Genomic DNA, 22,553 nt, shown 5'->3' on the forward strand with positions numbered 1-22,553 from the left:
GCCGGAGTAGAGAAAGGCATGCCCGCAAAAATTCTCGTCAGCGCCTGCCTCATGGGCCATGCCGTCCGCTATGACGGCCAGTCGAAGCCGCTCCTGCACCCGGCGATCGACCGCTGGCGCGCGGAAGGCCGTCTCGTGACCATCTGTCCGGAAATGTCGGCCGGCATGCCGGTGCCGCGTCCGCCGGCCGAGATCGCCGCCGGCGCTGTCGGCAAGGACGTGCTCGCCGGCAAGGCGAGGGTGGTGGAGATAGACGGCGGCGACGTCACCGAGGGGTTCATACAGGCTGCCGAAAACGCTCTTTCGCTTGCCAGGCAAGCCGACTGTCGCTTCGCGCTCCTGATCGATGGCAGCCCGTCCTGCGGGTCGGGTTTCGTCTATGACGGGAGCTTTTCCGGCGCGCGCCATCCGGGTGAAGGCGTAACGGCCGCCTTGCTCCTCGCCAACGGCGTCGAAGTCTATTCTGACAGACAGATAGAGGCGCTGGTCGCGCGGATCGATGAATTGGAAGGCTCGCAATAAAAAGATTGCGCCCCCGCTTCTCTCAGGGGCGCAATCTCTCGCTCTTACAGCGATACGCCCGTCAGCCTTTAAATGCAGGGGACGGCTGAGCGGGGCAGGGAACTTTCCCGATAGGCGATCAGTCTAGCCGAAGTTCGAGGGTGGACGGATCAAAATCCTGTGAGCTCTCGTCGGCCACGGGCGCAGCCACCATGGACGCGCCGATCGGGGTCACCGCGGCGGTCTTTGCGGTCTGATCGATGGAAAGAAACTCCGGCCTGGAAGCCTGCGGGTTCTGGTCGTTTGCGATGTTCGAGACGGTCACCGTTGCAGCATCGTCGGTTTCGGCCGCGGCCGTCCTGATCATCTCGTGGGACGGCTTGCTGACGAACACCACCGGCGATCCGCCGAGCCAGGCCTCGGTGCGCACCATCTTCATCTCGCCGTTGATTTTCTTGAGCTCGATCGTCTCGTCGCCCGCCGCGATCGTCGGGACGACGTAGGTGACCTTCTTCCGCGACTGCAACGGCGGGCAATCGGCGCAGGAAACCGTGGAGACGCTGGCATTGTCGGTCGTGCCGGAGGCGATGGCTTCGATCGACGACGCCGCGGCGTTGCCAGCAGCAAGCCCAAGGACGGTGGTGATCAGCAACAGGCGCATCGTTTTTCTCCCGGATCGTTACCGGCGAGAATATGCGCGCTCCCTTACTTTCCCGTCAGGAGAATTGGTAAAAATAGAATGATCCGCGAATTGACCGGTTTCCGGTCAGGCCTTCTCGCGCGCGACCGCGCGCCAGCCGATATCGTGCCGGTAGAAGCCGTTGTCCCAGGAAACGGCCGACAGCGCCGCATAGGCCCTGTCCTTGGCCGCGCCGGCACTTGCCCCTATCGCCGTAATGTTGAGCACACGGCCACCGGTTGCGACCAGGCCTCCGTCCTTCATCGCTGTGCCGGCGTGGAACACCTTGGTGGTGTCGGATGCTGCGGGGAGGGCGTCAATCGGCGTGTTCTTCGCGTAGCTGCTCGGATAGCCCTTGGAGGCCATCACGACGGTCAGCGCCGTCTCGTCGCGCCATTCCACAGTCATGCCGGCGAGCGTGCCGGTCGCCGCGGCATAGAGAAGCGGCAGAAGATCGCTCTTCATGCGCATCATCAGCACCTGGCATTCCGGGTCGCCGAAGCGGACGTTGTATTCGATGAGTTCCGGTCCTTTGGCGGTGATCATCAGCCCGGCAAAGAACACGCCGGAGAAGGGATGGCCGCTTTCCGCCATGCCGCGCATCGTCGGCTCGATGATTTCCTTCAACGTGCGCTCGATCATCTCTGACGTCATGACCGGGGCCGGCGAGTAGGCGCCCATGCCGCCGGTGTTCGGTCCGGTATCGCCGTCGCCGACGCGCTTGTGGTCCTGGGCCGACGCGAGCGCCAGCGCCGTCTTGCCGTCTGAGAGGCAGAAGAAGCTTGCCTCCTCGCCATCGAGATAGGCTTCTACGACCACTTCGGCGCCGGCGGCGCCAAAGGCGCCGGCGAAACAGTCGTCGACGGCGGCGAGCGCCTCGTCGAGCGTCATGGCGACGGTGACACCCTTGCCGGCGGCGAGACCATCGGCCTTGATGACGATCGGTGCGCCCTGTTCACGCACATAGATCTTGGCGCTCTCCGCATCGGTGAAGCGGCCATAGGCGCCGGTCGGAATATCGTAGCGGGCGCAGAGATCCTTGGTGAAGCCCTTGGAGCCTTCAAGCTGGGCGGCCGCGGCAGAGGGGCCAAAGACGGCGATGCCGGCTGCGCGCAGCACGTCGGCGATGCCGGCGACCAGTGGACCCTCAGGTCCTACCACGACGAAATCGATCGCCTCCTTGCGGCAGAAGTCGGCGACCGCTGCATGGTCGTCCGTGTCGACGGCGATGATTTCCGCTTCTTCGGCGATGCCGGGATTGCCAGGTGCGGCATAAAGCTTCGTCAGTTTCGGCGACTGCGCGATCTTCCATGCAAGGGCGTGTTCGCGCCCACCCGATCCGATCAGAAGAACCTTCATTGCAGCCCCCGATATCCCGAAAAATGTTGCGCTGCGGTTAGGACGGCAGGGCGGCAAGGTCAAGGGAAAACGGGAGTTCGGGTGGCGATTCTCGCAATCGGCACATCTCAGGCGATGGCCCGGCGGCTCTGTTGCTCGTCCAGCGCTTCGTCGTGCGCATAACGCGCGGTGCGTGTCAGCGCCCAGATCGCCAGATCCTCGATCGGCAGCGGCTTGCTGATGAGGTAGCCCTGGAACAGGTCGCAGCCGGCAGCCGTCAGCATGGAGAGTTTCTCCGGCGTGTCGATGCCTTCGCCGACGACCGCGACGTCCTTGGCGTGGCAGAGCGCGATCAGCGCCTTCAATACCGGCAGGGAATGCGACGCGGTGAGGTTCGACACCAGCGCCCGGTCGAGCTTGATGGTATCGGCGGTGTATTCGATGATCTGCTGCACGGACGTGTAGCCGGCGCCGAAATCGTCGATCGAAAGCCGGAAGCCGTTCTGGCGGAGCGCATCGATGTTGCGGCGAAGCTGGTCGCTGAACTTGACGGCGAAGGTTTCGGTAAGCTCGATCTCGATCGAGCGTGCCTCCAGCCCATGCCGTTCCAGGCAGTCGGCGAAGTGGTCGGCGATCGCCTTGGAATGCAGTTCGGCCGAGGAAATGTTGATGGCGAGCACTGTTTCGGGGCCGAACAGGGCCTTCAACTGGCCGCAGTCGGACATCGCCTTGTTGATCACCCACCAGTCGATCTTGGTGAAGAGCCCTGAGCTTTCGGCGATCGGCACGAATTCATCCGGCGTGACGTTGCCGAGCACCGGCGAGTACCAGCGTAGCAGCGCCTCGCAGCCGGTGACCCGGCCCTCGGTATCGACCATCGGCATGTAGACGAGGTGGAACTGTTCGTCCGGATCGAGCGAGCGCAGCTCGTCCTGGATCTGGCGCAGCCGCGTGCGCTTGTCGTGAAGCGCGCGCGAGTAGCGGGCGGAGCGGTTCTTGCCGCTGGTCTTGGCCTGATACATTGCCGCATCGGCATTCGCGATCAGTTCGGTGAGGTTGGTGGCGTCATCCGGGCAGATCGCAGCGCCGATGCTTGCGGTCACCGGATAACGCTTGTCGGAGACTTCGAAGCCGTCCTCGAACAGCGAGAGGATGGCGCCCGAGATTTCCCGGACCGTCCCGTCGCCCGGGCGTGAGCGCACCAGCACGGCGAATTCGTCGCCCGAAAGGCGGGCGAGGATCGCCGGCTTCTGGCCGCGGCGCTCGGTGATCACGTCGACCCGCTCGGCGATGCGGGCCGCCAAGGTTTTCAGGAGTTCGTCGCCGATCTCGTGACCATGCTTGTCGTTGACGAACTTGAAGTTGTCGATGTCGATGAAAAGCAGGCTGCACTTCTCGCCGGCCGCGATCGCCTCGCGAACGACGCCGGCGGCGAGTGCGTTGAAGTGGCCACGGTTGCTGATCCCGGTCAGCGTATCGGTCCAGGAGCTGCGTTGCACGAGCTTCAGCGATTGCACCGACTGGCGGTGCAGTTCGCGGATGTTTTCGGTGAGACGCCCGATCTCGCCCTTTTCTTCCATATCGCGGATTTCGTCGCGCGCACCCACCATCACGGCCATCACATTGGCGTCGAGAGTGGCGATCGGATCGGTGATGAAGCGGCGGATCAACATGATGATCAGCCAGATCGAGAACAGGCTCATGGCGACGGCGCCGAGCGCCAGCAGGATTTTCTGCCGCGCCATCAGCGCGTCGAAATGCTCGCTCGAAACGGTGAGCGTCGCATAAAGCGAAGGTCCGAGATGCACGCTTGCCGAAAGGTCGTCGGTGATGGCCTGCGGCCAGGGCTGCAGAACGATGTCGGATCCGTATTCCTTCTTCAGCGCCTGCTGCATGTCGAGGAAGCGGTCGGGCTGGATCGCGACCTGAACGAGCAGGGCGTTCGATTTCTTGCTCGGCAACGGCCGGGTAAAGGCAATGGGGTCGAGGAAGAACGAATAGACGATGCGCGGTCTCTGGCCCGCTTCGTAGAGATAGGTCCAGTCGGCGAGCTTGTCTTCGCGGATCAGCCGGCGGGCGAGGTTGAGCTGCGCCTCGTCGATCTCGGCGAACGGATCCCAGCTGTTTTCAAAATAGTATTCGGACTTGAGTTCCGAACTCAGAAGCGCGAGCGAAACATAGCCCGTCGGATCGTCGAGCAGCGATTTGACGCTCTCCTGCAGCCGGACGCCGAGCGCATTGGCCCGGTAGCTCGCATCGGTTTCGGAAACGTACTGGCGCAGCGAATTGCCGTTCAGCAGCGCATTGAGAAAGCCCTTGCTGCGGCCGATCTCGTTCTGGAAGACGGCGGCCGCATGTTCAAGGCGCTGCGACAGCTTGGCATGCTCGAGCGCGCGGATGGAGCGGCTCTGCGTGACGTGGACCGAGACCGCCGCCAGCAGATAGCCGGCAAGCACCACGGGAAAGATCAGGATGAGCGCGCGTTTGCCGAGGTTCACTGGAAATTCGCCAATGTGCTGATGATACGCCGGCGCAGTTGCACCGACTCTGTGGACAGTTCCTGTTGATACTGGCTCTTGGCCAGAATGTCGGGCGAGGGGTAGATCGCCGGGTCGGAGCGAACCTCTTCCGGCAGGAGTGCGTGGGCCGCCCGGCTTGCCGTCGGCATGTTGAGCGCCAGCGCGTTGGCGGCGGCACTTCCCGGCGAACCGAGATAGTCGAGCAGCGCCAGCGCCCGATCCTTGTTTTGCGAATTGGCAACGACGGACATGCAGTCGAGCCAGGAGAGTGTGCCTTCCTTCGGAACCGCATAACGCCACACGCCAGGGGTGCCGGCCTTGGCGTTCAGCACGTGCTGGTCGCCGCTGTAGCCGAGCGCCATGTAGATGTCCTTGCTGACTGCAGGGTTCTGGATCGCGCTGATGATGTATTCGTAGGTGAGCACCGAAGGGGCCTGTTCCTTCATCAGCGTAAAGGCGGCCTTCAGCGTGCTGCTGTCGTTGGTATTGATCGATTGGCCGAGCAGCATCAACGGGGCGACGAAGGCCTCGTTGTGGTCGTCGTACATGGCCACATGCTTGGCAAGCGCAGCGGCAGGGCGCATCAGATCCTGCCAGGAGGTCGGCGCTTCGGCCAAGACGTCGGAACGGTAGAGAATGCCCATCGTGCCCCAGAGATAGGGCAGGCCCCGGCCGGAGCAGCGCTTGCGCCAGCTCTCGTCATAGTCCCTGAGCGAGGCGACGTTGGTCTCGTCGATTTTTTCGAGAACGCCCTTGCGACCGAAGAGAGCGGCGCTGTTTTCGCCGGTTACCACCAGATCGACGCGGCTGTTCGGATCGGCCAGCACCTCGTCGCGGGTATCGCCGCTGTCGTAATAGACCTGGTGCACTGACACGCCTGTAATCGACGACCAGCGGTCGAGGATCTTCTGGTCGATATAGGATTCCCAGATGAGCAGGTTCAGGGTCTCGGCCGGTGCCGCCGTTGCAAAGAGCAACGTCGCCAGTAAGGCCGGAATCGCCGTTCGCCCCTGCATTGTGTACCCCTGCCCAAGCCCGTCAGACGACCGTAGCGCGCAAAAATTGATGAATGATTACGTAGGGCTGCGACGAGTGGCCGGGGTGCCGCGTGCCGTTTGCCGCGCAGACGAAAACCGGGCGCCGCATGGCGGCGCCCGGTCCGATTTTCTGTTTTTTTCTGCCGGAGCGGCTACCGCGTCGGGAGCTTCGGCAGGAGGATCGTCAGGATGCCGAGCAGCGGCAGATAGGAGCAGATCGTGTAGACGAACTCGATGCCCTGCCGGTCGGCGAAGATGCCGAGTACGGCAGCGCCCATACCGCCGAAACCGAAGGCGAACCCGAAGAAGACGCCGGCAATCAGTCCGACGCGACCGGGAACCAGCTCCTGGGCGAAGACGACGATCGCCGAGAAGGCCGAGGAGAAGATCAGGCCGATGATGACGGAGAGCACGCCGGTCCAGAAGAGGTTCGCATAGGGCAGCATCAGCGCGAAGGGGATGACGCCGAGGATCGAGAACCAGATGACGAAGCGGGCGCCGTAGCGGTCGCCGATCGGGCCGCCGAGGAAGGTCCCGGCTGCGGCAGCGCCCAGGAACAGGAACAGCATCAACTGCGCCTGCTGTACGTCGATACCGAATTTCTCGATGACGAAGAAGGTGAAGTAGCTGGAGATGCTCGCCATGTAGACGTTCTTGGTGGCCGTCAAAAGCACGAGCACGGCAACAGCCCACATCACCCGGCCCTTCGGCAGAGGCAGCGCCCGGCTCGGCGCAGCGCGGCTCATGGTCGTGCGGCGATGGCGGACATACCAGGTGCTGACCCAGGAGAGCACGAAGAAGCCGATGATCGCGACGATCGAGAACCAGCTGAGGCTGCCCTGGCCGAAGGGGATGACGATGAAGGCGGCGAGCAGCGGACCCATGGCGCTGCCGGCATTGCCGCCCACCTGGAACAGCGACTGCGCCAGGCCATGGCGGCCGCCGGAGGCGAGGCGCGCGATGCGGGAGGACTCCGGATGGAAGATCGCCGAGCCGACGCCGATCAGGCTGGCAGCAACCAGAAGAACCCAGAAGTCATGGGCGTTGGCGAGCAGGATCAGGCCGCTGCAGGTCGACAGCATGGCGAGCGGCAGGGAATAGGGCAGGGCCCAGCGGTCGGTGATGATGCCGACGGCCGGCTGCAGCATCGATGCCGTCAGCTGGAAGGTAAAGGTCAGGAGGCCGATCTGCACGAAGTCGAGCGAGTAGTTCGCCTTCAGCAGCGGATAGAGTGCCGTCAGCAGCGACTGCATGATGTCGTTCAGCATATGGCAGAAGCTGACTGCCAGGATGACGGAGAAAGCCGTCTTCTCCGGGGAGATCCCGGAAGTTGAAGTCACGGTAGACATGGGTGATTCCTTGCCGTCTCGAAGGTTGTGTGCGGCGTGGCCTATCTCTACTGAGGTTGCCGTTGGCCTGCTTTTGTGATCTGGTCGATTTCTTTCGTGAGTGGGCCAAATGCTGATCCGCCGATATCCGCTGCCGCAGCTTCCCGATGACGATCACTTCCGGAACCTCGACTGGGTCGAGACGGGAAACGCCCCGGTGCTCGCGCTCGGACGGGATTACAATGCCGGCCTCCTCGTGCCTTTTCACAAACACACCCGGACCCAGCTGTGGTGGGCGCGCGGCGGCGTCGTGCTGATGCGCACCGAGCGCGGGCGGTGGATGGTGCCGCCCGGCCACGCTTTGTTGATCCCGGCGGGCGTGGAGCATTCGGCCGAGATGATCAGCGACGTGCGCATGCACTCGATCTATTTCGCGCCGGACCTTTTGCGCGCCGAGCGGCCGATGGTCATGGAAATCAACCCGCTGGCCGGCAGCCTCGTCGATGCGCTCGTCAGCGTAGAGAACGAGGCGATGTCGGAGCGGCGCGAACAACTGGTGACTGATCTGCTTTTGGAGGAAATCGGCCGGCTGCAGGAGCGCCCACTCGGCCTGCCGTTCCCGCGCGACGAAAAGCTTGCGGCGCTCTGCCGGCAATTCCTGCAGGCGCCGTCGGCGGCCGCAAGCATCGACCAGTGGGCCGACAGGCTGGGTCTCAGCCGCCGCTCGTTCACGCGGCTGTTTCGCAACGAGACGGGCGTCAGCTTCGTCACCTGGCGCCAGCAGGCCTGCATCTTCGCCTCGCTGCCGCTTCTGGCCGACGGCGAGCCGATCATCAATGTGGCGCTCGATGCCGGTTATGAGAACGTCGCGGCCTTTACGACGATGTTCCGCCGCATGCTCGGCAGCCCGCCGAGCGTCTATCTGAAGACCTATCTCGGCCAGTGACCGCGGGCAGCTACGGCGCTCATGGGAAACGAAAGCTGAATTGACCTGGTTAACGGAATCGTAGGAACAAGGGCCAATAACTCGCCCTGTGCCGTTCCTGCCCACTCCCTCCTTCGGCCCGACGGCACGGCCAATTTCGCCCCGGCGAATGAATCTTCCGGAGTTGTTTCTTGCGTATCCGTTCTCTTGTTTTCCTTTCTGGAACCCTTTTGCTGTCGGCAAATGCCGCCTCCGCCGGTGACGGCCAACATTTCTGGTCCGGTGACTGGTACCTGAAGGTCGGCGCCACCGGCTTTTACGGCCCGAAATACGAAGGCGCTTCCAAGCGCATGTTCCAGGCGGCCCCGCTGATCTCGCTCGGCAAGGCCGGCAGCACGGTCCGCTTCTCCTCGCGCAACGACAACATGTCCTATGCGCTGGTCGACCAGGGCAGCTTCCGCGCCGGTCTCGTCGGAAAGCTGATTTTCGAACGCGATGCCGGCACGTCAAGCGACCTCAAGGGACTTGATCCGGTCAAGTTCGGCGGTGAAGCCGGCGGCTTTGCCGAGGTCTACCCGACCGACTGGCTGCGTGTGCGCGCCGAAGTCCGCCAGGGTATCCGCAGTCACCACGGCGTCGTTGCCGATGTCGCGGCGGACGCCTTTGCCGATGTCAGCAGCAATGTCCGCATTTCCGGCGGCCCGCGCCTGTCGGCAGCCAGCAGCGGCTACTACACGGCCTATTACGGCGTGAATGATCGCGAGGCGGCGGCCTCCGGTCTCAGCAACTATACCCCGCATGGCGGCGTCGGCTCGGCCGGTATCGGTGCTGCGATCACTTGGCAGGCAACCGAAAAGCTCGAGACGAGCGCCTATGCCGAATACAAGCGCCTGCTTGGCCCGGCGGCCGATTCCAGCCTCGTTCGCGAACGCGGCAGCCGCAATCAGGTTCTCGTCGGTCTGTCAGCCACCTACCGCTTCGATTTCACGCTTCCCTGATCAGGCGTTTTCCTCCCGTGGTCGGCGGCGATCTCGCCGCTTGACCGGCCGGGCCTGCGGCGTCAAACAGGGATATGAACACAATCTCTGCCGATTCCGGCCGCGTTCAGGACGCGCCGTCCAACAACTGGGTCTATCGCGTGCTGCCGCGTGCGCTCTGGCCCTATGCGCAGCTTGCCCGCTGGGACCGTCCGATCGGCTGGCAATTGCTGCTGCTGCCTTGCCTCTGGTCCGTGGCCCTGGCGTCGGGTGTGTCGGCGAGTGCCGGTCAATTCTCCTTCGGCCGCTTCCTGTTCCATTGCTTCCTGTTCACTGTCGGCGCCATCGCCATGCGTGGTGCTGGCTGCACCTACAACGATATCGTCGATCACGACATCGACATGGAGGTTGCCCGTACCCGCTCGCGGCCGCTGCCGTCGGGGCGTGTCTCGCGCCTTCAGGCCAAGGTGTTCACGGTGCTGCAGGCACTTGTCGGCCTTGTCGTGCTACTGCAGTTCAACACCTTCTCGATCGTGCTCGGCATCCTGTCGCTGGCGATCGTCGCGATCTATCCCTTCGCCAAGCGGTTTACCGACTGGCCGCAGTTCTTTCTGGGGTTGGCGTTTTCCTGGGGCGCGCTGATGGGCTGGGCGACCGAATTCGGCACGTTGTCGGTTGCCGCCGTTCTGCTTTACGGCGCGGCCATCGCCTGGACGATCGGTTACGACACGATCTACGCTTACCAGGACAAGGAGGACGATGAGCTGATCGGCGTGCGCTCGACGGCGCGGCGTTTCGGTGAAAACCCGCGCCCCTGGCTGATCGGCCTTTATGGCATCGCGACGCTGCTCGTCCTTCTGTCGTTCGTCGCAGCCGGCGCCGGTGCCGTCGCCTATGTCGGCCTCCTGATCGCAGCAGCGATGCTGACCTATCAGATCCTCGTCCTGAACATCCATGATCCTGCACAGTGCCTGGCGCTGTTCAAGTTCAACAGCATCGTCGGTCTGATCATCTTCGCCGGGCTGGTGCTGGCGCTTCTCCTGCGCCTGACATGAAAAATCCTCCGTTGCGGCGGAGGATCGTCTTCATTGCCCCATGGTCGGCCCGCCTGTTGCGGGCCGCAAAAATCTCAGGCCCAGCTGATGTCGCGGGCGGCCTTGCGCTTCCTCGCCTCGTGACGCGCACGGAAGCTGGACAGGACGGCGGCAACGACTGAGGCGATGTGCTTGCGCATCGGGTTTCTCCTTCTTTCGTGGTCTTGGCTATGCAGCCCATATGGCACGAAGAAGGCGACGCAACTGTTTCCGGGGGAACATTCGGTAAATCGTCGGGGGAGGCGGCGACGACCCCAGTGCATGCGTGCACGAAGAAAATGTCCCGACAGATCTGACCTCGCCAAACGCGACAGCCGGCCGCAGGGAACGGCCGGCTGTCGCGCTGGAGGTAGGCTCTTCAATCAGCTGCGGGCGATGATCTCGCGCCCGTCGATCTTCATGTGTACGCCAAGCGTGCCGGTGGAGCGGCGCACGAGGAAGCGCGGGCGGCGCTCTGCGAAGAAGGAGTGGCGGCGGCGCGGCTTGACGGGCGCGGTGCGCACGTCGCCAAGGTGCTCTTCGAGCGGCCTTGCCACGCCATCCGCTTCGACCATGAGCATCGGAATGCGATAAGCTTCTGCCCAGGCGCGCCAGTCGGCTGCGATGTCGGACAGGTCGTGTGCGACGAGCAGCGGGACACAGAGGTCCGGGTCGTCGTGATGAAGTTCCAGCGTCACTGTAACGTCTCCGTCGCCGTGATCGATCGCGCGAGCCGCGACCCCCTTGAATGCGCGCGCCGGCAGTGCGATCGAAAGCGGCAGGCCGCTCGATGGTAGCACCTTGCGCAGAACTGCGCCACGCTCGTCCAGGCTGATCGTGACATTACCGGTGTGACCGCGCAAGGCGTAGCTCGCCTGCTGTGGAAAGCGCTGCGGATCAAGACGGAGCGTGTTTTCGACCCATGCGGGTTGAGAGAGTGTGTTGCGCATTTCAATCGCCCTTGTTTTTCCTTGAGAGCCGGTTTCCGGTCTTCTCGTCGGGACTTTTCGTCCTCTATGAGCGGGAGAATAGGCGGCGCCCTTTCCGAACGACTTAAAATTCGCGGTTAAGAAAACTTTGCGTTTCTCGATGGTTAGCAAAAGCCGACCGGTCAGGGTTTCCGTTTCGTCAACAGCGCGGCCGCATTCGTTCGGATCAGGCGCACCTTTGCCGTCGTTCGACCTGCCGGGAAAAGCCACACGCAAGCCAGTCCTGCAATCATGACGCGTCAGAATTCTGTTTCGGGGCTCGGGTCCAGCCTGTCCCCATGGGTAACCGACAAGGCGCCAGGGCATGGTATCGACCTATCTCGACTACAGTCGCATCACGCGGGACATGAGGAGCAGCCTCAACCGCATTGCCCAGCAGCCGCAGATCGCGCGCGAAGCGGAGTATTATAAAGAGAACATCGGCAGCGTGAAAACTGTCGAGGAGTTTCTGAACGACTATCGACTCTACTCATACGCGATGAAAGCGCATGGCCTGGAGGACATGACCTATGCCAAGGCCTTCATGCGCAAGGTGCTGGAAAGCGATCTTTCGGACGAAAGCAGCTTTGCCAACCGTCTCACCGATGAACGCTACCGCAACTTCGCGCAGGCCTTCAGCTTCAGCTCGTCGAAGCCGGTGGCTCAAACCAACGCACAGCAGGATGCGCTGATCGGTCTCTACAACGAGCGGATCGCCAGCCTCGACACGGCCATGCGCGGAGAGATGGCCTATTTTGGCGCGGCCATGGATCTCGTCACCGATGTCGACAAGTTCCTCGGCAACGAACGACTGCGTTCGTTTGCCTTCACCGTCTTCGATATTGACCCGAAGACGTTCAACTACACCGAGGTCCGCGACGCGCTGACCAGCGACCCTGCCGCTCTGACCGCAAGCCGCACGGCCGCTGTGACGAGGCGGGAAGAAGCGCTCAAGCTGCAGACTGACCTTCAGACGCGGCTCAAGTCCCTCGGGGAGATTAACAGGCTGACGTCCGAACTGGCGGAGGCGCCCGCTGCCGACAAGCCGGCGATTCAGGCCAAGATCGACGAGCACAACGCGATCGTCGCCGATCTCGATGCCAAGCTTCCGCCACGCGACCAGGCGCCCGCGCTGCTCGCATCGCTCGGCGAGGAATTGAACACGCTGAACGGGCGCATCCGCAATCTCGAAACCTACATCAAGTTGGCGGAAACCTTTAACTTCAACGCTGATGGCAGCGTGCCGGCCGGCGAAAAGGCGATAAGCGACGCAAAGAAGACGGAACTCAACAACATCTACGTCTTCAAGAAACCGGGCGAAACGCCGCTCGGCGGCGCGCGCCTGACCGGCGCCGGGGCACTGCTGAACAAGGAATATTACGAAGGCAAGATCGCCGGCGTCACCAGCATCTCCGAGCTGACCAGCGACAGCCGGCTGTTCAACTACCTCGTCACGGCCTTCGGCCTCAAAGCGTCGACGACCGTGCCGTCGACGATCGAAAACATCCTCACCAGCGACATCAACGACCCGAACAGCTACGTCAACACGCAGGGCGGCGAGTACAATGCCGCCTTTAAGGAAATGCACAAAGCCTTCAACTTCCGGCCCGACGGCACGCTGCAGCCCGGCAAGACGGCGCAGGACGCCGATCAGTTGAAGAAGACGTCCGACGGATACATGGTCCGCTACAATGACAAGGGCGATGCCGAAGACGAAGCCTTGGTCAAGCGCTTCAAGCTGCTGGTCAATTCGATGGAGTCGGTCGACAAGCTGCTGGCCGACAATGGCGTACTGAAGTTCACGCTCAGCGCCTTCGGTCTCGAAGACGAGGGCCTGAGCAAGCGTGATCTGAAGCGCATTCTGACGAGCGATCTCAACGATCCCAGAAGCTACGTCAACACGCTGCGCGACGAACGCTACGTCAAGCTCGTGAAAGCGTTCAACTTCAATCCGGACGGGACTCTCGGCGCACCAAAACTCGCCCAGAGCGACGGCGACATCATGAATACGGCGCGGGCCTATATCGTCGCCAAGTCCCGCTTCGGCACGGACGACGAGAAGAAGATCGCGAAGGAAAAGGCCCAGGAAGAAGCCAAATATTACACCTCCGAGATCGCGAAGATCGAAACGCTGGATGCCTTCCTCAAGAACCGCCGGCTGGTCGACATGGTTCTCGTCGGCGCAGGCATCGATCCGGAGACGGTCAAGTCCGACTATCTCAGGAGTATGTTCACGTCGGATCTCGAAGATCCGAAGAGCTTCATCAACACCGACCCGAATGGGCTGAAGTATCGCGAGATCGTCTCGTCCTTCAACTTCGACAAGGACGGCAAGATCGTCAGGGGCGAGGCAGGGCAGATCCAGACCCGCCGCGGTCTCGTCACCACCGTTGATCTCTTCCTCAATCAGTCGCTCGAAGAGAAGGAGGGCGCCGATAACGGCGGCATTCGCCTGGCGCTCTATTTCAAGCGCAAGGCCTCGGACATCAACACGGCCTACGACATCCTGGCCGATCGCGCCCTGTTCGAGGTCATCAAGACCGCCTACAGCATGCCGGAGGGCTTGCAGAACGCCAAGATCGAGGCCCAGGCGGCCTTTATCGAGCGCACCGTCAACATCAAGGAACTGCAGCAGCCGGGTCAGCTTGAGAAGCTTCTGCAACGCTTCACGGCGCTCTACGACGTCGAGAACAACCAGGATGTATCGCCCGGTCTCGCGATTCTGACCGGCGGCGGCAGCGCTGGCGTCAGTGCCGAGACCTTGCTGTCGCTCTCGCAATTGCGCGCAGGCGGCCGCTGACGCACGCCGTCTGACGGTCAGCCCAAGCCTGTTGCTGCATCGCAGCGCCGCGCGAAACGGGGCGTCGTCAACCGTCGGCGCGCAGCACTTTATCGGGGTTCATGATACCTGCGGGATCGAACGCGTGCTTGATGCGTTGCATCAGCTCGATTTCGATCGGCGCCCGGACCTCGGCGAGTTCGTCGCGCTTCAACTGGCCGATGCCGTGCTCGGCGGAGATCGAGCCGTTGTAGCTCAGAACGATGCCGTGGACGATGGCGTTGATTTCGCGCCAGCGGTCGAGGAAGGCCTGCTTGTCAGCGCCGACTGGCTGCGAAATGTTGTAGTGGATGTTGCCGTCGCCCATGTGGCCGAAGGAGCAGATGCGGGCGCCGGGGATCGCTTTCATGACGGCGGCATCCGCCTCCTTCATGAAGGCCGGAATGCTGGAGACGGGCACGGAGACATCGTGCTTGATCGAGCCGCCCTCGGGCTTTTGTGCGGGTGACATGCTCTCGCGCATGTGCCACAGCGCCTTGGCCTGTGTCTCGTTGGCGGCAATCACGGCATTCTCGACGAGGCCGGCCGCATATCCCTGCTCCAGCAGATCCTGCACCATCCGTTCCGCGCTTTCGGCGCTATCGGACGTCGAGATATCGATCAGCGCGTACCAGGGATGGACCGTTTCCATCGGATCACGAACGCCGGGGATGTGCTTGGTGGTGAATTCGACGCCGAGCCGCGGCATCAGCTCGAAGCCGGTCAACGCCGGCCCGCAAAGGCTGGACGCCTTTTCGAACAGAGCGAGCGCATGCTCGACGCTGCCGACTCCGGCAAAGGCGACCTGATGCCCGAGCGGCTTCGGGAAAAGCTTGAGCACGGCGCCGGTGATCACGCCGAGCGTGCCCTCGGCACCGATAAAGAGATCGCGCAGGTCGTAACCGGTATTGTCCTTCTTCAACCGGCGCAGGCCGTCCCAGATTTCGCCGGTCGGCAGCACCACTTCAAGGCCGAGGCAGAACTGACGCATATTGCCATAGGCAAGCACGGCGGTGCCGCCGGCATTGGTGGAGAGGTTGCCGCCGATGCGGGCTGAACCTTCCGAGCCGAGCGACAGTGGGAACAGGCGATTGTGCTCGTCCGCCGCCTTCTGGATGTCGGCGAGGATACAGCCGGCATCGGCGACGATGACATTGCCGACCGGATCGATGTCGCGAATGCGGTTCAGCCGTTCCAGCGAAAGGACGATGTCTGCCTTGCCCTCCCGCGGGATCTGCCCGGCGACATGGCCGGTGTTGCCGCCCTGCGGCACGATCGCCGTGCGGGTGGCGCTCGCGAGCTTCATGATGCGCGAGACCTCGTCGACGTTGCCCGGACGCAGGACCATCGGCGTCGTGCCGCGGTAGAGTCCGCGCGATTCGACGAGATAGCGCGCCTTGTCGGCTTCGTCCGTCAGCACGTTGGTGTTGCCGACGATCTCGGCGAAGGAAGCGATGAGTTCGGGAGAGGGAAGGGTGGTCATGGGCCTCACTTCGCATTGCGCCTGCGCGCGCTATCGGATCGGTCGATCTGAGGATCTGGTCCTCGGTTACTGGTCGGCGGCGATCATAACCGCAATTGGTGCCGTTCGATGAGGGTGGGTGCAGAGAAGATGCCGCACACTATCTTACCCTCGCGGTGCCGCCGCCCGTTGCAACCGGTCGATGATGGCTTCCCCCAACCCGTCCGAAGGGATCGGCCCGAAGGCGATGGTCTCTGCGCCGCTGGCATCCGCCCGCTTCATGTAGTCGAAGAGATTGGCGGCGGCTTCGCGCAGATTGCCAGTCGGGCTGAGATCGAGAACGACGGCCGCCTGCTCTTCGCCGGCGATCCGATTGCCGCCGAAACGGATCAAGGCTTCGCCGGCATGCACCTCGGCGGCATCGAGCCGGACTGCAGCGCCGGGCGCGTAGTGCGAGGCGAGCATGCCCGGCGCCTCGATCGTCGCTCCCGCCGTCTCCGGCCGGGTCACCGGACGGCCAAGCAGGCGTTCGATCTCGGCGGCATCGAGTCCACCCGGCCGAAGCAACCGGATCTCGTCGCCGTCTACCTTGATGATCGTCGACTCAAGGCCGATTTGGGCCTGGCCGGCGTCGAGGATCAGCTTCAGTTTTTCGCCGAGATCGGCTTCCACATGGACCGCACTGGTCGGGCTGATCTTGCCCGACGTATTGGCACTGGGCGCGGCCAGTGGTCGCCCGAAGTGGGCGATTACCCGGCGCGAGAAACCGTCGGGCATGCGGATACCGAGCGTGTCGAGGCCGGCGGACGCCAGCGCATGAACCGTGCTGTCGGCGCGCTGCCGAAGGATCAGCGTCAGCGGGCCGGGCCAGAAGGCTTCGGCCAGCTGCCTCGAAATCGGATCGAAATGCACATGGGCTTCGGCCATCGCCATGTCGGAAACATGCGAGATCAGCGGATTGAAGCGCGGGCGCCCCTTCATCTCGTAGATGCGACTGATCGCATCGGGATTGGTAGCATCGGCGGCAAGGCCGTAGACGGTCTCGGTCGGAATCGCGACCGGCTCGCCTTCGGCAAGAACGGCGCAGGCGCGCGCGATCGCGCGGTCCGGTTCTCTATCCGTGTCGATGATCTCAGCCATGCCGTTTCCTTTCCGACGCTTCCTTAACGGACGCACCGGAAAAACAGAACGATTTTCTTTGAAGGAACCGGTTCGGCTCAGAGGCTGCGAATGATGCGACGCAACGCGTCATCCTTGGCGCCAAGCATCAGTACGTTTTTCAGCGCGACCTTGGGATCATCCGTGCGAAACAGCAGCCCGTTGTCACGAAAGTTGCGGTTGATGACCATTTGCCCGGCTTCGGCGCCCGGTTCGATGGCGACGGCGAAGTACATGCGTGAATAGCCGGGCTGGATACTCTCGAAAAAATGCGTCTCGTCGCCCAGGTTGCAGAAGAAGTTGGCGAAGTAGAAGGACCAGGTGATGTCCTTGGAGGGAGTAACCGGCGTACGCGCCGCCGTCACGTGACAGTAGCCGAGATGCGGCCGGCCGACGAGAGTGCGGTGGAAGATCATCTTCGGGAACTGGATCGAGGTGTGGAACCCGTTGATCCGCTTATGGGTCGTGTCGCCGGCGGTGCTGAGCTTCTTGCCCGTCCTGTCTGCGACTTCCTCATAGCTCAAATACCGGCGTTCGCTCGGCAACCATTGCCTGCGGTTGATCCGGCCGGTGCGCAGGAATTCGGTATGAACCGCCACCTTCGGCGGGATTGTCGGCAGCTTCTCGGCTGCCGCGTCGTAGTATCTCAACTTTGCCATGATCGTCAGCGCGCCATCTGCCTGCCTGCAGGACCTCTCTCGTCCGCCGGCTAGGCTAGCGGCTCATGGTTAATGAATGATTTCCCCCTGGCTGCATCATTAGCGTTCTCTATCTGACGCGATGTCGCAAACGGGCGAAGCCCTCCCGCATCTGCGCCGACCGCGCCGCAAAAGTCGGCAAATGCCCAAGATGTGATCTATCTATATGTTTGCAATGTAAAAATTCTAAGACGGTGGCCTTTTGTGGCGGTTTTTTCCGTGTCGTCATTCTGGAATTGGATGTCGCTATCGGGCAGCTGCCAAGGCGACTTCCGCGATTACATATCCTTACTCAAGGTGCCGTCTTCGAAGGGAAGATGGAGAATTGGGAAGCCGGTCAAATCCCGGCGCTGCCCCCGCAACGGTGGTGGAGCGAAAGCCTCGGCAAAGGCCACTGGACGGTTCGTCCGGGAAGGCGCCGGGCAGGTCCGAAAGGACGGCTCCTGAGCCCGGAAACCAGCCTTGACGGACATAACCGTAACGGGTTGCGGCGGGCAGCCGGATCGGAGCCTCAAACGCATGGGTGTGCGCCCGTGCGGGTTCCTGTCCTGCCTCTCCGAAACATGGCGCATGAGGACAGGACATGGACACCAGAAACGATATGCTTCGAAAGCTGAAGGGCAGGCGGGACGGCTACAGCCTCGACCGGGCCTTTTACATCGATCCCGATTACTACAGGCAGGATCTGGAAAACATCTGGTACAAGGATTGGCTGTTTATCGGCCATGACTGCGAGATCCCGCGGGCCGGCAATTACTTCACCGTCCAGGTCGGCGACTACCCCGTTGTCATCACCCGCGACCGCCAGGGCGCCATCCGGGCGCTGCACAATTCCTGCCGCCACCGCGGCTCGCGCGTCTGCACGCAGGCGAAAGGCTCGTCGGCAAAGCTTGTCTGTCCCTATCACCAGTGGACCTACGAACTCGACGGCTCGCTGCTCTTCGCCCGGCAGATGGGAGAGGATTTCGACAAGGCCGCCCACAGTCTGAAGCCGATCCATTGCGAAACGGTCGGCGGCTACATCTTCATCAACCTGTCGGAAAAGCCGATGGATTTCACGGCGTTCCGCGACATGGCCTTGCCGTATCTCGCGCCGCATCGGCTCGGCGAAACCAAGGTCGCGTTCGAAAGCACCATCATCGAGAAGGGCAACTGGAAGCTCGTCTGGGAAAACAACCGCGAATGCTACCATTGCGCCGCCAATCATCCGGAACTCTGCCGCACCTATCCTGAGGCGCCGACGGCGACCGGGGTGCAGGGCGCCAAGGATGATCCTGTGATCGCCGAACATTGGGCGAAGTGCGAGGCCGAGGGCCTGCCGAGCGAATTTAAGATGTCGCCGACCGGTCAGTTCCGCGCCGCCCGCATGCCGCTTGTCGACAATGCCGAAAGCTACACCATGTCGGGCGCCCGCGCCGTCAGGCGGGCCCTGTCCGCCGACGTCTCCCAGAGCCAGATCGGCACGCTCTTGATGTTCCACTATCCCACCACCTGGAACCATGTGCTCGCCGACCACGCCATCACCTTCCGGGTGCTGCCGCTCGGGCCCGAACTGACGCAGGTGACGACGAAGTGGCTCGTCAACAAGGATGCGGTCGAAGGCGTCGACTACAATCTAGATGAACTGACGCATGTCTGGACCGAGACCAACGACCAGGACCGTCAGATCGTCGAGGAAAATGCCTTCGGCATCCGCTCACCGGCCTATGAGCCCGGTCCCTATTCGCCCGAGCACGAGGGTGGCGTGATGCAGTTCGTCGAGTGGTACTGCAAGTTCATGGAGCAGCGCCTTGCCGGCGACGCGGCTCCGCTTTCAAGGGTCGCCTGACATGCAGATGGCCTCTTCGTTTCACCATTTCGACGCGCTCCACGTCTGGATCGACCGGCAGCAGATGCTCGAATGCACATCGGCGGTTGTCGAGACCGCCGATGTCATGACCTTCACCTTCCGGGCCGAAAAGCCCGCCTGGTTTCGCTATCTGCCCGGGCAATTCGTGACCCTCGAACTGCCCGTCGCCGACGAGCCAGTGATGCGCACCTACACCCTGTCGTCGACGCCCTCGCGGCCGCTGTCGATCGCCGTGACCGTCAAGGCGCAGTCAGACAGCATCGGCACCCGCTGGATGTTCGAGCACCTGAAGCCCGGAATGAAACTCCGCGCCTTTGGCCCGCTCGGCGATTTCAGCTTCGTCCGCCATCCCGGCGACAAGTACCTGTTTATCTCGGCCGGCTCCGGCATCACGCCGATGATGTCGATGACGCGCTGGATGGCGGACTGCGTGCCGGAGACGGATGTGACCTTCATCTCCTGCGCGCGTCGGCCGGAGGACCTGCTGTTCCGTTCGGAGCTGGAGGTTCTGGCGACGCAGATGTCCGGGCTGAACCTCGGCTTCATCGTCGAGGGACATGAGGCACGCCACGGCTGGCACGGGCTTCGCGGCCGCATTGATGGCGCCAAGCTGCCGCTGCTTGCGCCCGATTTCATGGACCGCACCGTTTTCTGCTGCGGCCCCGAACCGTTCATGCGCGGCGTGCGCGAGATGCTGAAATCGGCCGGTTTCGACATGGGCCGCTACCACGAGGAGAGCTTCCAGCCGGCCGCCGCACCTGCGGCGGAAGAGATTGCCGTGCGCGCCGGCGCCGGTGACGAGGGCGAGGTCCAGGCCGCCAAGATCGCCTTCACCATGAGCGGCAAGGAGATCGAGGCCAAGCCCGGCCAGACGATCCTGCAGGCGGCGCGCGCCAACGGCGTGCGCATCGGCGCTGCCTGCGAAGGCGGCATCTGCGGCACCTGCCGGGTGATGAAGGTCTCAGGCGAGGTGGATATGAGCCACAATGGCGGCATTCTCGACGACGAGATCGATGAGGGCTACATCCTCGCCTGCTGCTCGCGACCGCTCGGAGACGTCCAGATCGAAGCTTGAAGGCTTTAATGATGTCGCGCAAAAGTGTGCAGCGGTTTTGCGACAAAGACATGCATAACAACAAGCGCTTAAAGCCTGTCGCGTGAATGCTTTTCACGCGACAGGCTTTAGGGCGCGTTGCAGGGGATCGGATTGGCGGAAATGCTTGCCGGGGCGTCGGTGCCGGCCCCCGTCTTGGAGCAGGCGCCCTGGGCGGCATCATTGCCGGCGATCGCCACCTGCAGGGCACGTTCCTGGCGGGCGAAATCGATCGAGCCGGTCACCAGCATGTCGACACCGCTGCCGGCGCCGCTCGTAGCGTCAGCGCGGCTCACGAGCAGCGGCTCGCTAAACATCGCAGTCGCCCTTGCGATCGCCTGCATGACCGTTCCCCGCTCGGCTTGGGCGACGAGCATCAGCGGCAGTGGCTTTTCCGGCAGCAAGGCGCCCTGTGCCCAGATCGCTTTCAGCGCCGGCGGCGACATTGCCGCCACATTCACGTCGATGTCGTCAAGCGTTCCCGGCACGCGGTAGGGGCAGCGGCGCTTGCCGCAGTTGATGCCCGAGGAGAACTGCCACAGCGCGTAACTGTCCCAGTTGCCCATCGGGAAAACCTGGCGGATATCCGGTTTGTAACGGGCGTACCAGAGCGGCAGGCGCGACAGCAGCCGGTGTTTGGCCCGGTGCGCGGCGATGTATTTGGCGGTGATGTGGTTGGTATAGAGGATCGGGTAGCGCCCGGTCCGGGTCTTGATGTGCCCGGCGAAGATGGCGGCGTCCTCCAGCGACATGTACTTGTCCGGATCGATGCCCTCGAGATCGAGCACCATCAGCTCGTCGTCGCGCGGATCGGCGTAATCGAGGAAATGGTTCGCCTGGTCGACGGGATTGCCCGGGCGGGCAAGATGGTAGGCACCCCACAGCAGCCCGTGCGAACGGGCAATCATCCGGCGGGTCTGGTAGAGCTCGCGGCTGACGGCGTATTTGCGCCACATGGTCTTGCAGTGGTTGAAGGTGTCGCCGTTGTGGTCGCCGGTGCAGGAGAAGCTTTCGGGCAGGCCGTCGGAGGCCTTGGCGATGAAACCGGAAACGCGCTTGTCGCCAAGCATCGTTTCCCAGTCGATGCTGTTCATCTCATAGGCGTCGACGATGATGGCATTCGACTTGGTCTTCCAGGGCTCCAGTTCACCGGCGCGTGCGATCGCCGCCGCGAAAGTCAGACCGATGAAGGTCGCGAGGCGCAGAATCATCCCTGTCGTGGAGATACACCGCTTTGCCATTCTCTGAGATTGCCGACAGTATCGTTAACGCATCGTAAATCCCAGCCCCCGAGCGAACTGTGCGGGAGCGACGCGCGAATGTATACCGACCTGTGGCTGTATATAAGCAATTGCTTTCATGTTTGCGATCTGACGATCAGCCGGGAAGGCGTTGGTCGACGATGCGACAATGCCTTGCTGCAGCAACGGGTGCTGGCCGCGCCACCTGATCCCGCAGGAGGCGGAAGATGGAACAAAACCGGTGACTTATGCGTTATCGGTCGATTTCGGATTTCCCGGCTGAGGGACATCCCCGTATCGGCCTCGGTCCGGGTGAAATCATGGAAAGGTTGAAATGCCGCGGCAACCCGAAACCGGGCCGCGCAAAATGCGTTCGGTGATGGAGGGATTTTATGAAGAACGTGCTGAAGTCCGGGATGAGCCGGTGGTTTTCCGTGGCCGTTGCGGTGGCTGTGCTGGCGACGTCGGCCGCCCCGTCGCAGGCCTTCACGCCGACACCGCCGCGCCTTGAGCGGCAGAGCGATGCACAGAACGTCCAGTATCGCCGACCGGGCATGGAGCGTCGTGGCGGCTATTACTACTACAACGGCTACCGCGGTTATAACTACCGCCGCCCTGGCTATCGCTACTACAATGGCTGGTGGTATCCGATGGCAGCCTTCGGCACCGGAGTGATTATCGGTGGAGCGATCGCCCAGCCGCCGCGCTACACGCGTCCTGCCCCCGTCTATGGCAGCCGCCATGTGCAGTGGTGCTACGACCGCTACCGCTCATACCGGGCCTACGACAATACCTATCAGCCCTATGGCGGCCCGCGCCGCCAGTGCTATTCGCCCTATGGTTAAAGGGTAGGCAGGGCCGGGCGCTTCCGCTTCTGGCCCTTCTTCGC

At 62.7% G+C, this 22,553-nt stretch carries 17 protein-coding genes, 1 pseudogene and 1 riboswitch; of the genes and pseudogenes, 8 read left to right on the top strand and 10 right to left on the bottom strand.

Annotation, left to right across the window (positions count from 1 at the left end; genetic code table 11):
* Positions 1-18: 18 nt before the first annotated feature.
* A complete protein-coding gene (locus IB279_RS04365) occupies positions 19-522 on the top strand; it encodes a DUF523 domain-containing protein (protein WP_034801098.1) in 504 nt (167 codons plus the stop codon).
* Between the two features lie 118 nt (positions 523-640).
* Here the strand turns inward: IB279_RS04365 and IB279_RS04370 are convergent, their stop codons facing one another.
* The 5 genes from IB279_RS04370 to IB279_RS04390 all read right to left on the bottom strand — a co-directional run bounded on the left by IB279_RS04370 (position 641) and on the right by IB279_RS04390 (position 7,423).
* Complete coding sequence (locus IB279_RS04370) at positions 641-1,162, bottom strand: plant virulence effector HPE1-like domain-containing protein (protein ID WP_034801101.1); 522 nt, start codon at positions 1,160-1,162, stop codon at positions 641-643.
* 105 nt (positions 1,163-1,267) lie between these two features.
* Entirely contained in the window at positions 1,268-2,539 is a 1,272-nt protein-coding gene (purD, locus tag IB279_RS04375) for a phosphoribosylamine--glycine ligase (protein ID WP_192339101.1), read from the bottom strand.
* A gap of 107 nt (positions 2,540-2,646) precedes the next feature.
* The gene (locus IB279_RS04380; RefSeq protein WP_113187026.1) at positions 2,647-5,016 is read right to left on the bottom strand and encodes a bifunctional diguanylate cyclase/phosphodiesterase; all 2,370 of its coding nucleotides are present in this window, start codon (positions 5,014-5,016) and stop codon (positions 2,647-2,649) included.
* Positions 5,013-6,053: a PotD/PotF family extracellular solute-binding protein gene (locus tag IB279_RS04385; protein WP_034801108.1), complete on the bottom strand. Its 1,041-nt coding sequence runs from the start codon at positions 6,051-6,053 to the stop codon at positions 5,013-5,015. The genes IB279_RS04380 and IB279_RS04385 overlap by 4 nt, the downstream gene beginning before the upstream one ends.
* A 173-nt stretch (positions 6,054-6,226) precedes the next feature.
* Positions 6,227-7,423, bottom strand: a complete 1,197-nt coding sequence (locus IB279_RS04390) for an MFS transporter (RefSeq protein WP_060529835.1) — start codon at positions 7,421-7,423, stop codon at positions 6,227-6,229.
* 109 nt (positions 7,424-7,532) lie between these two features.
* Here IB279_RS04390 and IB279_RS04395 point away from each other — a divergent pair, with 109 nt between their 5' ends.
* The 3 genes from IB279_RS04395 to ubiA all read left to right on the top strand — a co-directional run bounded on the left by IB279_RS04395 (position 7,533) and on the right by ubiA (position 10,359).
* The gene (locus IB279_RS04395; RefSeq protein ID WP_113187027.1) at positions 7,533-8,348 is read left to right on the top strand and encodes a helix-turn-helix domain-containing protein; all 816 of its coding nucleotides are present in this window, start codon (positions 7,533-7,535) and stop codon (positions 8,346-8,348) included.
* A 170-nt stretch (positions 8,349-8,518) separates the two neighbouring features.
* Entirely contained in the window at positions 8,519-9,325 is an 807-nt protein-coding gene (locus IB279_RS04400) for a MipA/OmpV family protein (protein WP_113187028.1), read from the top strand.
* 74 nt (positions 9,326-9,399) lie between these two features.
* Positions 9,400-10,359 (top strand): 4-hydroxybenzoate octaprenyltransferase, encoded by a 960-nt coding sequence (gene ubiA / locus IB279_RS04405; RefSeq protein ID WP_060516351.1) that lies wholly within the window; start codon positions 9,400-9,402, stop codon positions 10,357-10,359.
* A gap of 401 nt (positions 10,360-10,760) precedes the next feature.
* Here the strand turns inward: ubiA and IB279_RS04410 are convergent, their stop codons facing one another.
* A complete protein-coding gene (locus IB279_RS04410) occupies positions 10,761-11,327 on the bottom strand; it encodes a DUF6101 family protein (protein ID WP_034801118.1) in 567 nt (188 codons plus the stop codon).
* A gap of 343 nt (positions 11,328-11,670) precedes the next feature.
* On the opposite strand from IB279_RS04410, the gene IB279_RS04415 reads away from it, so the two are divergent.
* On the top strand, positions 11,671-14,145 hold the full coding sequence (locus tag IB279_RS04415) for a DUF1217 domain-containing protein (protein ID WP_034801120.1): 2,475 nt from the start codon (positions 11,671-11,673) through the stop codon (positions 14,143-14,145).
* 67 nt (positions 14,146-14,212) lie between these two features.
* On the opposite strand, the gene IB279_RS04420 is transcribed toward IB279_RS04415, so the two are convergent.
* The 3 genes from IB279_RS04420 to IB279_RS04430 form a co-directional block, all read right to left on the bottom strand.
* Complete coding sequence (locus IB279_RS04420) at positions 14,213-15,646, bottom strand: FAD-binding oxidoreductase (RefSeq protein ID WP_113187029.1); 1,434 nt, start codon at positions 15,644-15,646, stop codon at positions 14,213-14,215.
* A gap of 144 nt (positions 15,647-15,790) precedes the next feature.
* Entirely contained in the window at positions 15,791-16,765 is a 975-nt protein-coding gene (locus IB279_RS04425; RefSeq protein ID WP_060516346.1) for an L-threonylcarbamoyladenylate synthase, read from the bottom strand.
* 77 nt (positions 16,766-16,842) lie between these two features.
* Entirely contained in the window at positions 16,843-17,442 is a 600-nt protein-coding gene (locus IB279_RS04430) for a DUF6656 family protein (RefSeq protein WP_060602176.1), read from the bottom strand.
* A 317-nt stretch (positions 17,443-17,759) separates the two neighbouring features.
* Positions 17,760-17,961, top strand: a riboswitch (cobalamin riboswitch).
* A gap of 103 nt (positions 17,962-18,064) precedes the next feature.
* Here IB279_RS04430 and IB279_RS04435 point away from each other — a divergent pair.
* Positions 18,065-19,309, top strand: coding sequence for an aromatic ring-hydroxylating dioxygenase subunit alpha (locus IB279_RS04435; RefSeq protein ID WP_113187030.1), 1,245 nt, complete (start codon positions 18,065-18,067; stop codon positions 19,307-19,309).
* A 1-nt stretch (position 19,310) separates the two neighbouring features.
* Positions 19,311-20,405: a hybrid-cluster NAD(P)-dependent oxidoreductase gene (locus tag IB279_RS04440; RefSeq protein ID WP_034801131.1), complete on the top strand. Its 1,095-nt coding sequence runs from the start codon at positions 19,311-19,313 to the stop codon at positions 20,403-20,405.
* A 221-nt stretch (positions 20,406-20,626) separates the two neighbouring features.
* Here the strand turns inward: IB279_RS04440 and IB279_RS04445 are convergent.
* A pseudogene (locus IB279_RS04445) lies at positions 20,627-21,664 on the bottom strand (glycoside hydrolase family 25 protein); the annotation flags it as partial.
* A 416-nt stretch (positions 21,665-22,080) separates the two neighbouring features.
* On the opposite strand from IB279_RS04445, the gene IB279_RS04450 reads away from it, so the two are divergent.
* Positions 22,081-22,509 carry a BA14K family protein gene (locus IB279_RS04450; protein WP_034801454.1) on the top strand — a complete coding sequence of 143 codons (429 nt, stop codon included), beginning with the start codon at positions 22,081-22,083 and terminating at the stop codon, positions 22,507-22,509.
* The last annotated feature ends 44 nt before the right edge of the window (positions 22,510-22,553 follow it).

This window comes from Ensifer sp. ENS06, assembly GCF_014852205.1.
GTDB lineage: Bacteria > Pseudomonadota > Alphaproteobacteria > Rhizobiales > Rhizobiaceae > Ensifer > Ensifer adhaerens.

Bases quoted from the DNA above. Each gene is read 5' to 3' on its own strand.
- IB279_RS04365 (WP_034801098.1), top strand. From the start codon at position 19: ATGCCCGCAAAAATTCTCGTCAGCGCCTGCCTCATGGGCCATGCCGTC.
- IB279_RS04370 (WP_034801101.1), bottom strand. From the start codon at position 1,162: ATGCGCCTGTTGCTGATCACCACCGTCCTTGGGCTTGCTGCTGGCAAC.
- purD (WP_192339101.1), bottom strand. From the start codon at position 2,539: ATGAAGGTTCTTCTGATCGGATCGGGTGGGCGCGAACACGCCCTTGCA.
- IB279_RS04385 (WP_034801108.1), bottom strand. From the start codon at position 6,053: ATGCAGGGGCGAACGGCGATTCCGGCCTTACTGGCGACGTTGCTCTTT.
- IB279_RS04390 (WP_060529835.1), bottom strand. From the start codon at position 7,423: ATGTCTACCGTGACTTCAACTTCCGGGATCTCCCCGGAGAAGACGGCT.
- IB279_RS04395 (WP_113187027.1), top strand. From the start codon at position 7,533: ATGCTGATCCGCCGATATCCGCTGCCGCAGCTTCCCGATGACGATCAC.
- ubiA (WP_060516351.1), top strand. From the start codon at position 9,400: ATGAACACAATCTCTGCCGATTCCGGCCGCGTTCAGGACGCGCCGTCC.
- IB279_RS04410 (WP_034801118.1), bottom strand. From the start codon at position 11,327: ATGCGCAACACACTCTCTCAACCCGCATGGGTCGAAAACACGCTCCGT.
- IB279_RS04415 (WP_034801120.1), top strand. From the start codon at position 11,671: ATGGTATCGACCTATCTCGACTACAGTCGCATCACGCGGGACATGAGG.
- IB279_RS04420 (WP_113187029.1), bottom strand. From the start codon at position 15,646: ATGACCACCCTTCCCTCTCCCGAACTCATCGCTTCCTTCGCCGAGATC.
- IB279_RS04425 (WP_060516346.1), bottom strand. From the start codon at position 16,765: ATGGCTGAGATCATCGACACGGATAGAGAACCGGACCGCGCGATCGCG.
- IB279_RS04430 (WP_060602176.1), bottom strand. From the start codon at position 17,442: ATGGCAAAGTTGAGATACTACGACGCGGCAGCCGAGAAGCTGCCGACA.
- IB279_RS04435 (WP_113187030.1), top strand. From the start codon at position 18,065: ATGGACACCAGAAACGATATGCTTCGAAAGCTGAAGGGCAGGCGGGAC.
- IB279_RS04440 (WP_034801131.1), top strand. From the start codon at position 19,311: ATGCAGATGGCCTCTTCGTTTCACCATTTCGACGCGCTCCACGTCTGG.
- IB279_RS04450 (WP_034801454.1), top strand. From the start codon at position 22,081: ATGAGCCGGTGGTTTTCCGTGGCCGTTGCGGTGGCTGTGCTGGCGACG.